Raw genomic sequence first — 11,499 nt, 5'->3', positions numbered from 1 at the left:
TGAAGCGTGGAGAAAATTCTGAAGCTCCTGGTAGAGAGTGTCAAGGACCAGAAGATGAACAAAACAACAGCGGCTCAGATCGTGAAGATGTTAAAAGAAGGGGAAAAGAAACCCGTCAAGGATATTGCCATCATCGGTGTATCAGCCAAGTTGCCCAATATGGAGACCCTGGATGACTATTGGGACAATATTCAAAATGGTGTGGATTGCATACGCCCTATTCCCAAGACACGGAAAGCGGATATGGATGCCATTCTCTCTTATATGGATATACCTGAGAGGGATATTCAATATTACGAAGCGGCATATCTGGATAATATCGATCAGTTCGACCATGAATTTTTTCGTTTGCCTCCCAAAGAAGCAAGCTTAACGGATGTTAATCAGCGTTTGTTTATGGAGACAGCATGGGATGCCATGGAGGATGCAGGTTATGGTAACGATAAATTATCGGGGACCAACACCGGTGTCTATGTAGGATTTTCCAACAATATCAAAGATATGTACATGCGATATATTACCGAAACGATGCAGACAAGTGCACTGTCTATCGTGGGGAATTTGGCTTCCATATTATCCAATCGAATCTCGTACCTTCTGAACCTGAAGGGACCTAGCATTGTTGTTGATACAGCATGTTCTTCCTCCCTCGTAGCTGTGGCCATGGCATGTCAGGCCATACGGAACAAGGAATGTGATATGGCTATAGCTGGCGGTGTGAAACTTCATCTCATGACACGCGAGAATCAGAATGAGAAAATCGGGATGGAATCTCCGGACTACCGGACCAAAACCTTTGATGATTCTGCGAATGGTGCCGGAATGGGAGAAGGAGTTACTGCATTATTGCTGAAACCATTAGATTCTGCAGTGCGTGATGGCGACCAGATCTATGCGGTAATAAAAGGCCTGGCCGTCAACCAGGACGGAAGTTCTGGAGGATTAACTGTGCCGAACCCGTCCACGCAGGCTGAGTTGATCATAAAGGCGTGGGAGGATGGAAACATTGATCCCGAAACGATCTCGTATTTCGAACCGCATGGGACGGGTACAGAACTGGGTGACCCCATTGAGATTAAGGGAATTCAGAATGCATTCAAAAAATATACTTCCAAGAAACAATTTTGTGCAATCGGTTCGGTTAAAACGAACATCGGACACCTGTATGAAGCAGCTGGAACTGCTGGCTTGATTAAAGCAATTCTGGCTTTGAAAAATAAAAAGCTCCCTCCAACCTTGAACTTTGAAAAGCCAAACAGAGCCATTGACTTCAGTGGATCACCCGTTTACGTGAATACTACACTGCGAGAGTGGACCACGGATGGAACATCCCCAAGACGATGTGGAATTAGCTCTTTTGGAATTGGGGGAACCAACTGTCATCTTGTGCTTGAGGAAGCACCTGATCGGGCAACTTTAGCGCATCAAACGAACACTTCTGTAACAGATCCAGCCATTCTGACGTTGTCCGCCAAGTCGGAGGAATCATTGCGTCAGACCATCGGTAAGTATATCTGTTTTCTCGAGAAAAATGAACTGCCAACATTACAAGATATTTGTTATACCGCCAACACGGGAAGAGGGAAATTTCCATATCGGGTAGCAATTGTATGTAACAGCAACATCGATTTGCATCAGAAACTAACCCAACTGGATCAGTCAAAGCGGTTGTTTGGCACTTCGCATGGCTCGCAAATCTATGCCGGTTATCACAAGCTGGTTCAGGATGAAGAGGCAGCGGATCAGGAATTCAGAATGTCGCTCTCATCCAGGCATGAGATGAGCGTGTCACTGGGACAGGCTCTTGGCGAATTCATGAACAGTGGGCAGCAGGACGTCAATGCGTTACAACAGGCTGCCTCATTCTATGTCTCTGGGGGCGAAGCTGACTGGGAAGTGCTTTATGCGGATCAGAGGGTATTCAAGGTCAGTTTGCCATCCTACGCATTTCAGACGCACAGGTGTTGGATCGACATTCCAAGACGGAACAGAAAAGTGGAGAAGGTACAAGCCGAGGGCATGTTTTATCAAGCCGTATGGCAACGATATACGCCCGTATCTCGGGATTCCGGCGTCTCAAAAATGAAAGGCAGCGTGCTTTTCTTCCATGGAAATGATCAAGTCAGTGCTGCCTTGACGGGCCGATTGGAACGTGAGTCCGAAGCACGAGTCATTCAGGTAGCCTTGGGGGACCGTTATGAGAAGTATGATGATTTGCACTATGTAATTCGTGGCGATGAAAGTGACTACATTCAGTTATTGGATGATATTAAGGTTCAGGGGCTAACCCACATTATTCATGGGTTTACTCTGGCAGAGGACTATTCAGATGATGATTTACAAAGCGAGGAACAATTAAATGTAAGCCAGTACCGTGGGATTCAGAGTGCATTCTACTTGACCCGTGCGCTTCTGCATCATCATCTGACACAGGGGCTTCAGCTTCAATTCGTATCCTCTCTAGCGAATGCAGTTACGGGTTATGAAAGTCAGGTGAAGCCGGAGAATGCTACGCTCAACGGATTCGCGAAGGTGATTGAACAGGAATATCCGGAGATATCCTGTCGATTCATTGATGTGGATGCCGTAACCGATGTGGATACGATCTATGAAGAATTAACAGGCTCCCATGACCGTTTCCAAGTGGCGTATCGGCATAATCAGTCATACGTAGAAGAATTGGATATTGCTAACATTTTGGAAGCCAGTCATGAGGACGTGGCTATTCGTGAGAACGGCCTGTATCTTATCGCTGGTGGAACAGGCGGAATTGGACTGCAATTTGCAAAGCATCTGGCTAATGAACGCCGTATTCGTCTGGCACTAATCAGTCGTACCACGATGCCGGATCGCACCTTGTGGGACAAACTCATTCAAGAAGAAGATCCAAAGCTGGTATCCATGGAAATGATCGAACGAATGAAAACCATTATGGAGCTTGAAGCCGGAGGATCAAGTGTTGAATTAATCAGTGCAGACATCTCCGATCTGGAGCAGATGACTCAGGTTGTGCAGAGTTTAAGAACAAAATACGGACAGATCCATGGAGTAATCAATAGCGCTGGAGTTGCCAATGATGGCTTAATTATCCGTAAGGAAGAGACTGCATTCCAAGAGGTTCTGCGACCGAAGGTTCAGGGAACCTGGGTTTTGAATCAAGTAACAGCTCAGGAACCACTGGATTTCTTCGTTATGTTTTCTTCTGGCATATCCATGTTGGGAGAACCGGGACAGAGCGATTATGTTGCTGCAAACTGTTTTCTGGATAGCTTTGCGTCTTACCGCGCAAATGCATCAGGCCGGACGCTAACCATTAACTGGCCTGCCTGGAAGGAAACCGGGATGGCTGCCAGATTCGGTTTGAATGTGGATACAGCATTCAAGACATTAGCGACTCATCAAGCGATGAGTGGTTTTGACATGGTATTGAGCCGTCGTATACGCCGTGTGTTGATCGGTGAGCCCAATTATGCGAGTGAACTTCTTCCGTTGCTAGAGTCTTCACGGGTAATCCAATTTTCAGAAGCCATGACAGCTCGAATTCAGCAGGAACGCAATCAATTGAGTTATGATAACAACGAGAAAACGATAACTTCTTACGAGCAAAAGGTTGAGCTGCACGGGCGAGATAACGGTTTATATACAACTACGGAGAAGGAACTTGCCCAATTGGTGGGATATGTTCTTGGATTCACCGGGATAGATGTATACGATAACTTGTTTGAGCTCGGCGTTGATTCCATATCCATGATGCGGATCATTACCGAAATACGGGTACGCTACCATGTTCACCTGAACTATCATACTTTCTTTGAAGGTATGAACCTGGCGAAGCTTGCAATTCATCTGATTGGTGCACTCAAGGAAGCTGGTGCCATATCCGATTATCCCCAGCAAGAGCCGGACCCGGCGACCCTGTATGAGGACTTTCCTTTGACAGAAGTACAGATGGCTTATCTGTTAGGTCGAGATGAACGGTTTGAGATGGGGGGGACATCCACTCACTATTATCTGGAATTGGAAACCAAACTGAACATGACACATTTCCAGACTGCATTGCAAAAAGTGATTCAGCGCCATCCAATGCTGCGAGCAGTCATACTGCCGGAGGGCATACAACGAATTTTGCCACAGGTACCAGACTATCAGCTGGAAATCGTTGATGTATGCCATCTGAATGAGCAGGAAAAGTGGAAACACATTGAGGTGGAACGGGATCGAATGTCCCATCATGTGTTTGAGCCGAGTCAATGGCCGCTGTTTGAATTCAAAGCTTTTAAAATAGATGCTACACGGCATTACCTGTTATTCGGTTATGATCTGCTGATCTGCGATAGTGCGAGTATCCAGATCCTTGGAGAGGACTTGGTGCATTATTGCCGTGAGCCTGAAATGGAACTTCCTGCACTCAAGTTCTCGTTCAAGGATTATATGATGGCATACGGACAACTGAAAAAGGGTGAGATGTACACACGTGACAAGAAGTACTGGATGGATCAGTTGGACACATTTCCTTCCGCCCCAGCACTTCCGTTGAAGCAGGAGCCCAGACAGATCAAGAAACCGCAATTTTCACGGCTAAGCTGGATATTGGAACAAGGTCCGTGGGAGCAATTAAAGCATAAGGCGCAGCAAAAAAGTGTAACACCTTCCGCACTTCTATGTACTGCCTTTGCCCGAGTGTTGGCCCGTTGGAGCAATCAGGATCGGCTTGCCATCAATCTTGCAGCCTTCAACCGCTTTCCGTTTCATGAAGAAACGGATCGAATTATCGGTGATTTTACATCCATCATGTTGCTTGAAATCAACGAGCAGAAACAAAAAACGTTCTGGGAACAGGCAAGAGATGTACAGAGTGGAATGCTCAATATGCTGGAACATCGACATTATGACGGCGTGGAATTCATTCGAGAACTGGCCCGTCATCGAGAAGCGGGTACTTCCGCCATTATGCCGATTGTATATACCAGCACATTATTTGTGGATGCCATTGGAAGCTGGCAGCATATCGGGGATCTGAAAATGGGCATCAGTCAGACTTCTCAAGTCTACCTTGATAATCAGGTAATGGAGACTGACGGGAGACTGACCATTAACTGGGACTATATTCAGGATCTTTTTCATTACGATACACTTTCCGCCATGTTCGATGATTATACAGCGATAATTACTCATCTGTGTGAGCAAGAGGATATCGAGTTTTTACCAGGTTTGCCTGAACAGGATAAGGCGATCTGGAATGCATTTAATGCAACAGCACAATCATTTCCTATATCTACACTGCATGGGTCTTTTATGGAGCAGGCAACAAAGACACCTCATCAGACGGCATTGATCTACCAAAATCAGCAGTTGACTTATCAACAGCTGGATGAACGTTCCAATCAGCTGGCTCATTACTTGATGCAACAAGGGATAACAGGGGGAGACCGGGTGGGGCTGCTAGCCAAACGTGGTATGGAGACGATTGTGAATACCATCGGCATTCTAAAAGCAGGAGCGGTATACGTACCTGTTGATCCCGATTATCCTGAAGATCGTCAGCAATACATTTTACAAAACAGTAACTGCAAAATGCTGCTATTACCCGAACTTTATACGTTCGAGGGGCTGGCTGAATTGTCGGTGGAGCCACTGGAAAATAGTGCAGCACCTGACGATCTCGCCTACATTATATATACGTCTGGCAGCACGGGAACTCCAAAAGGGGTAGCTACTGCCCATGGCCCGGCAATGAATACCATTCGGGATATTAATATGAAGTTTGAAGTGACGGATCGGGATCGGATTCTTGGTATCTCTTCCATGTGCTTTGATCTGTCAGTCTATGATATTTTCGGTGCACTTGCGACGGGTGCAACACTTGTGATCATTGCTGATCAGCGTGATATTCATGACATGTACGATGCGATACAACAGCATGAAGTAACCATCTGGAATTCAGTTCCAGCCATTATGCAGCTGATGGCAGATTACGTAACCGATCAAACCAATGAACAATTAAGACTCATCCTGCTCAGTGGGGACTGGATACCGAAGAAATTGCCAGAGCAAGTATTTGGGCGTTTTCCTTCGGCACAGGTTATCAGCTTGGGAGGTGCGACAGAGGCATCCATTTGGTCTATCTATTATCCCATTGATACGGTCAAGTCTGATTGGAAGAGCATTCCTTATGGAAGACCACTTGCGAATCAAACATTTTATACGCTTGACTATACGGGTTGCCTGAGTCCAGTCGATGTCATTGGTGAGCTCTGTATCGGTGGAGTAGGATTGGCTCAAGGATACTTTAATGATCCGGTGAGGACCGACAATGCATTTTTTATTCATCCGGAATTGGGACGCTTATACCGCACAGGTGATTTTGGAGTCTTGCGAAGAGAAGGTTACATTGAATTCCTTGGCAGACGGGATTCCCAAGTGAAAATCAGGGGTTATCGGGTTGAACTTGGAGAAATTGAAAGCCGACTATCTACAATTCCTAGCGTGAAGCAGGCTGTCGTTATAGACAAAGTGGACATGCAAGGAACAAAGGTACTGGTAGCCTATTACTCAGCGGAGCGCAGCTATGACGAATTGGAGATGAAGTGTCTTTTGGCAAAAGCTCTCCCGGATTACATGGTTCCTCAGCATTTAATCCAGTTGCCTCAATTTCCGCTGACACCCAATGGAAAGATCGATCGGAAAGCGTTACCGGAACCAACCTTTGGACAACAGTCCAGTGCACGTGCAGGAACGGAAAGCCCAACGGAGCAGAAGTTGATTGAACTCTGTGAATCGGTATTCGGTATGAATGGAATAGGAACTCACGACAGCTTTTTCCAGATGGGGATCAATTCAATTCTAATGGTGCAGCTGGTGAATCGGATTGGGCAGGAATTCAATCAGCGTCTCAGCTTCAAGGAATTTATGGCCCTGAGAGATATTTATGAACTGGCTGCTCTGCTTGAGAGCTCTGTGGAAAATGAAGAGTCAGTGGGAACAATTCATTATCCGCAGCATGATCCATGCCCTGATCCTGAAGGCCGACCATTCCCGCTGACCGAGGTACAGATGGCTTATGTCGCAGGAAGAAGTCAGGCTTTTGAAATGGGGGGCACTTCGACACACGGGTACCTCGAATTCGAAACTCAACTGGAGATGACGCGCTTTAATGAAGCACTAATCAAGCTAATTGATCATCATCCTATGTTGCGGGCAATTATCCTGCCTACCGGAGAGCAACGAATCCTTCCACATGTACCGGTATACCGGATGGATATTGAAGATATCAGTGGTTTGAGTCCTGACGAGATGGAACGGGTGATCATAGCCGAAAGAGAACGCATGTCTCATCATATTTTTGAATTGGAGCAATGGCCATTATTTGAGATACGTGCGAAAAAAATATCTAAGGATACACATCTGCTATTGTTTGGATATGATCTGCTCATTGCTGATGGGGCAAGCATACAGATCTTCAATAATGATCTACTGAAATTCTATCATCATCCCGAGATTGATCCAGAGCCTAATCCATTTACATTCCGCGATTATATTCTTGCTTACAATGAATTCCGTAAATCGAATACGTACCTGGCTGACAAACAATACTGGCTTGCCCGAGTCGAGGAGTTCCCAGCAGCACCTGCACTCCCATTGAAGACAGATCCTGCACAGATCAGCGAGCCAAAATTCAAGCGACTTAATGAAGTGTTTGAACCACAGCGTTGGGAGATATTGAAAAAAATTGCTAATGGACACGGGCTAACACCTTCAGCGCTTCTCTGTGCAGCCTATGCCCAGATCTTATCGTACTGGAGCAATCAACAGAAGATTGCACTGAACCTGACAGTTTTCAATCGTTATCCATTCCACCCAAGCATACAGGATATCATTGGGGACTTTACTTCCATGATTTTAATTGATGTGGATATGGCTTCGGGGAATGATTTTATGGGTCAGGTGCGCCATGTTCAGGACAGTATACTGGAGGCGCTGGAGCACAGGCATTATGAAGGCATCGAATTCATACGTGATCTCTCCAAGCATCATCAAATGGGGAACAAGACCGTAATGCCAATTGTCTTCACAAGTATGATCTTTAATGAACGTGAGACATCTGAAGCAACTCAGGGACTGATTGGAAAAGTTCGAACTGGGGTTAGCCAAACATCGCAGGTATATCTGGATCATCAGGCTTCGGATGCGGGAGGGCAGCTAACGCTAACCTGGGATTACGTGGAGGACTTGTTTGACGAACAGGTGATCGAAACGATGTTTGCACAATATATTGCGTTGCTGGATGGCTTGATTTTGGGAGAAGCGGTTACCGGTCCTGACATTCCTGCAGTTGATCGCAGTATTTTGGAAGTATATAACCACTCGCATGAAAATATCATGCCAACAACATTACAGCATTTGTTTGACCGTATGGCCAAACATTATCCAGATCAGGATGCCTTGTTGTTTGAGGATGAGCGGATGACGTATTCGGAACTGGACCGGAAATCCGGCCAACTGGCAGGATATTTGCTTGAGCAGGAGATCGGGCGAGGGGATCGAGTTGCCGTCGTAGCAAGGCGCCGAATGGAGACCATTGTAAATGTAATGGCTATCCTTCGCACGGGTGCGGCATATGTGCCACTTGATCCGGATTATCCTGAAGATCGGCAAGCTTACATGCTCACGAATAGTGATTGCCGAATTGTACTGGATGTGGATGCTTATGATCAGGTCTCGGCATCAAGTTATCCTCTATTCGAGGGTGAGCCATATGGGGAGCCCGATGACATTGCATATGTAATCTATACCTCGGGAAGTACGGGTAGACCGAAGGGCGTTGCCATTACTCATGGGGCTGTAACGAATACGATTCAGGATATGAACAGAAAGTTCGGTGTTCATGAGAAGGATCGCATGCTTGGCGTATCTTCCATGTGTTTCGATTTATCCGTATATGACGTGTTTGGTGCACTTTCCTCGGGTGCAGCTCTCGTAATTGTATCCGACCAAAGAGATATCCGAATGATGAAAGAGGCTGTTGATCGCCATCAGGTTACAATCTGGAATTCGGTTCCAGCGATTATGGATATGTTCATGGATCGACTGGAATCGGCTGCTGGACGAAGCTACCGATGGGCAAGTGATGAAGAGAAGCAGGCGTCGATCAAACTGGCTATGGAGAAAGAGTCAGTAGAACCTGTGTACCAGTGGTCATTCTCCACGTTATGGCGAATGGATGGAAAGCATATCTACGTGGATGAGTTCAAATGCCCTGAATATGCAACACGTATGTTCCCAGAACTGTATTTCTTGGCACAAAAAGGAATTCGGCAATCCGAGATTGCTTCTTCCTTCCCGAATGTACCAGCTGGTGAAGTGAACTCGCTCATGGAACTGCTCATTCGCAGACGTGCTCTGGTCAGCGGACTTATGGAGCCAGCGGAAATTTTCCAGAAGCAGACGCAGCTATTCCACAATCCGTATGACGAAAAAGTGGCATATGATGCACAGGCATACGAGGCATTCAAAAAAACACAGTTGCATCGTAATTTCGGTAAGAACACCACACTTGAAGTCCCACTGGAGCGTGGGGTAGAATATCCTGATTTCATCTCCAAGCGGCGTTCTCATCGTTCCTTTAAGGAGGATCAGCCAGTCACCATGGAACAGTTTTCCGACCTGATGGGGGTACTGGGTCAGTATCAACAAGGACAGGAAATTCGTTATTACTATCCTTCTGCAGGAGGACTATACCCGATAGATGTGTTTGTGTATGTGAAGGAAGGACGAGTTACCGGAATGGAGGCGGGCTTGTACTACTTTAGTCCAGTGGATTACACGGTAAGACTTATTCATGGGGATCAGTCATTCACTGATGAAATGCACTATTACACGAACAAGTCCATTTATCAGTCTTCAGCGTTTACTGTGTTCTTCATTTACAATGCGGAAGCAACCATGCCGAAATATGGCGCGCAAGGTTATCTGTACTCACTTATTGATACAGGAATTATGGTGTCCACACTCAACAGCGTTGGCGAGATGTTGGGCATCGGGATGTGTTCGATTGGAGACATGCCCTTTGACAAAGTAAAACCGTTATTCAATTTAAATGAAAATCAGGTCTGGCTTCATACTGTGGAAGCAGGATTGAAGCCAGACAATGAATCAGCTTCTACAGAAGAATGGAATAGCTTTAGAAATCATATCAGACCTGATTCTGGCGTAAAAACATCCATTGATGAAAACCCAATGGCGGCTGCTCCATCCCTATTATCGGACCGTTCCGTAGCAGTCCTGGGCGCACAATCCGCTCCGCCAGCTAAGTTAAATGTCGAAGGATCTAATATAAAAAGAGCAGTAAACAATACGATGGAGGGCAACCGTCAAAGTAGTCTGCGTCTTATACTACTCAGCGGTGACTGGATACCTCTATCGTTACCGGGTAAAGTCAGAAACCTGTATCCTGATGCATGCATTGTGAGTCTCGGTGGTGCAACAGAGGCCAGCATTTGGTCCATTTATTACCCTATTAATGCAATATCTGATGAATGGAACAGTATCCCTTACGGGTATCCGTTGGCGAATCAAACATTCCATGTACTTGATTATAAACTGCGTCCATGTCCGGTCGATGTTCCAGGTGAGATGTTTATCGGCGGAGTAGGTCTTGCGAATCAATATGTGAATGACTTGGATAAAACGGAGAAAGCATTCATTCAGCATCCGCTCCTTGGTCGATTGTATAGAACGGGAGACCATGGCGTCATGCGCAAAGAAGGATACATTGAATTTCTGGGCAGGAAGGACAACCAGATCAAAATCAGGGGGCATCGCGTGGAACTTGGTGAAATTGAAGCCATATTCATTCAGCACCACGCCTTGAAGCGTGTGTATGTCATGGACCGGCTGAACGAGCAAAAGAAAAAATATCTGTGTGCCTATTATGTCTCTGATCAAGAGGTTTCCATTACTGAATTGCGAGAGTTTCTGATATCCAGATTGCCGGAGTACATGGTGCCTGCATTCTTTATCCGGTTGGAAGCCATCCCTCTAACAGCAAATGGAAAAATCAATCGTAATGCATTACCTGAACCAACAGCTCTACACACAGCTCAGGTCCAGTACAAGGCACCCGCCAATGATATCGAGAAACAATTGGTACAGATATGGAGCGAGGTACTTGGCAATGCTCACATTGGTGTGAATCAGCATTTCTTTGAGATCGGCGGCGATTCTGTACTGATGATCAAAGCACATGCCAGACTTGATGACCAATATCCGGGAATTGTGAAAATAACCGACATGTTTAATTTGCCAACGATTTCGGATATTACCGCATTTATCGAGAATCAGTTGGACGAGATGGATGTAATCCATGTATCACGATCCCGCATTCCCTTGTCCATGGATTATTTCGTGGAAGGAGATTCAACATCAAACGAAACAGAAGAGTTGCAGTTTGCCTTATCAGCAGAACTCTATGATCGTGTGGTGAATGCTGCCAGCAGGTGG

The 11,499-nt window shown here is 46.0% G+C and carries 1 pseudogene; it reads left to right on the top strand.

What is annotated here, in order from left to right:
• Positions 1-6: 6 nt before the first annotated feature.
• Positions 7-11,319, top strand: a pseudogene (locus tag AC1S8V_RS22390) (amino acid adenylation domain-containing protein); the annotation flags it as partial.
• Between the last annotated feature and the right edge of the window lie 180 nt (positions 11,320-11,499).

This window comes from Paenibacillus sp. B46(2026), assembly GCF_056786355.1.
The sequence above is the reverse complement of the archived record's forward strand: the minus strand, read 5'-3'. Positions and strand labels throughout refer to the sequence as shown.